At 39.7% G+C, this 2,366-nt stretch carries 3 protein-coding genes; all 3 read right to left on the reverse strand.

What is annotated here, in order from left to right:
* Positions 1–226: hypothetical protein (locus BN93_RS18180; protein ID WP_198007545.1), on the reverse strand; the 226-nt coding region annotated here is incomplete at its 3' end.
* A gap of 499 nt (positions 227–725) precedes the next feature.
* Positions 726–1,472 (reverse strand): lipocalin-like domain-containing protein, encoded by a 747-nt coding sequence (locus BN93_RS15680; protein WP_157462917.1) that lies wholly within the window; start codon positions 1,470–1,472, stop codon positions 726–728.
* Positions 1,473–1,774: 302 nt separating this feature from the next.
* Positions 1,775–2,366 (reverse strand): RHS repeat-associated core domain-containing protein (locus BN93_RS15685; protein WP_316928633.1); only part of this gene is annotated, 592 nt, incomplete at its 5' end.

The raw sequence follows: 2,366 nt of genomic DNA on the forward strand, positions 1-2,366 counted from the left end.
AGGTTTTGTGCACGGTGGTGCTCATGCTGCCCTGCCCTGCGTTGTCGTAGACGGTCTGCCCGACGGAGACGAGTGCGGGGAACACGCTCGTGCTGTCGTCGCGCTGCCGTACCGCCTCGTAGGTGTTGAGGGTGCCTTGCAGCCTGTTGCCCTGCGCGTCGTACAGCGTCTCGGCGGTGACGAGGTCGTGCATGTACAGGTTGCGGTTGTGTCCGTACTCGGACACCTGCGTGCGGTAGGCGGCATTGTCCTTCTGCGTGTCCAGCTGTCGGGTGACGACCTTGGCGAACCCGAAGAAGTCGCGCTCGCGCCTGTCGCGGTAGCCGCCCTCGTAGGCGTATAGAAAACTACAACCTTACGATGCCATACGAAGAGCTTACTCATTGAAGCCGTCTTGATTTTCTCATCATTTGTATGTCACGGAAGACCTACTTTCAACTTGTAAAGAATGTACTGAATAACCTACAACAGTCCATTTTCAAGATATAATCGCATTATGGCATAGAGAAATGGGGACGGATTTCGAATGTTATTGTAAATTTGTCCAATACGTTGTATATGAAAACAGTATCCATCTGAACTTTCCAAATGGAAGGGCAATCCTAAAAAGTCGTGTTCCCTGCTGCCGTGATCGTGTACGAGTCTTGTACAACACGTAAATTGAACATTCCTAAATGTAGAGATATACTTTCTTTTCTAGCTTAAGCCGGCATTTAGCAACAATCTCATTGGGTGTCATCCATTTGATATTTAATCGGAATACAAAAATCACAATCATATCTTTCCCCAGTATATTCATTATATGCAGGAAAGAATTTCATATTTTTGAGTCTTGATAAAAGGATTACATAGAAAGAGTTATACTTTGAATTCTTATGGGATTTATCGAGTATAGTTGTTCGTTTTATTAATCCGTCTTTTCCTAATGAGACATAGACATTTACTTGAATTTGTTTAGGAAAAGTGATATGCTGTTTCCTTGCCATTTTGTATGTAGATTTTATAAGTTGCTCAATTTGTTTTTGAGATGCAATTTGTGCGAATATGTACCCTCTTCTTTGTTCAGGTTTCAAAGTGAGTTCTGTTTTTTGATCCTTTGACTTCATATACAGCGCCCTATATCCGTTTTTGCTTAAAATTAAACTGTCTTCTGTAAGTTTTATTATTTGGAAAACTTCCTTGTCCCCTACAGGTGTGGAGTCATGCCAAAGTTGAATCTCTAGATTATTGTTCTTTATCATCCAAACTTTTTGGAATGCAATTTCTTGTGCTGAGGAATAGCTATAATACCTATTCTCATCATACCAAAAAGGTTGATGGTCACTAGCTCGAAAAGCTAATCCCTCAATTTTAAAATTTGGAGTAACCTTATCCCAATATTTAATGCTATCTGCAGAAAGTAGATACTCGTAATTTATCTTATTACAAGCAAATGCATTAATCATTGTAAGATAGCCAATAAGTAAAATCATGCAAATTCTCATACTATTATAAATTTATTTTTTCTTTCTTGATCCCACCTTTTCTACTTCTCCTATCATGAGCACCCGACCTACAGATTTTGTGGTAGGGTCATAATTAAATATGGCAATTCCTGCAAAAGCGTCATTCAATTTTTTTATATACTTCTCAACACCTGAATTATCTAAAATTCCAAGTTTCCAAGCTTCTTTTAATTTGTTTACAGCATAGCCTGCTTGTGAACCAGCGAAGTCACTAGAAACTAATCCCCAGGATTTATGATTAGTTTGTTGTAATATTGCATTTACTTCACCTAAGACAGCTCCCAGGTACTATTGTCATACCTGTGTCGACTTTCATGGTAAGTCATACTTATGAAATTATACTTATTGTCAAAAGCTTTATTTAGTTTACCGTTATTAATTACTAAACTATATTTGCTCGTGCCCTGTGTGTTTGCAATAACGCCATCAACAGGATCACCTTCCTTTGGTTTATCTATACTCAAACTAAATGCATTTTTATCACTTTGAGATAGATAGTAAGAAGAAACATTAATGAGCATATTTCTATTAGCATCTTTTCCCTCACTGTAATCAAAGGAGGAGAGTTTATTCAATTGTCTTCCCTGTTGAATCAATACCATACTTCCCTTTCCCGTGTCTTTGATGAAGTTTCCCTTTTCATCAAAGATGTCGTCCATGCCCGTTGGGTCTGTCAGGATTATTGGGTTGTTGTGGCAATAGATATATCCCCCTATCTCAGGATACTTCTCCGCCAGCGGATCCACCCCATACCACAAACTCGTCTTCGGGTTCATGTATCTCGCTCCATAGTAGTATAATCCCGTCTCCTCGTCGAGTTCCTTGCCGTTGAACTTATACGGCATTTCCTCCGTGGACGAA

The sequence above is a fragment of the Prevotella conceptionensis 9403948 genome, assembly GCF_000312305.1.
Classification (GTDB): Bacteria; Bacteroidota; Bacteroidia; order Bacteroidales; family Bacteroidaceae; genus Prevotella; species Prevotella conceptionensis.

Excerpts from the sequence above, each read along its gene's own strand:
- BN93_RS15680 (WP_157462917.1), bottom strand. The coding sequence starts at position 1,472 with ATGATTTTACTTATTGGCTATCTTACAATGATTAATGCATTTGCTTGT.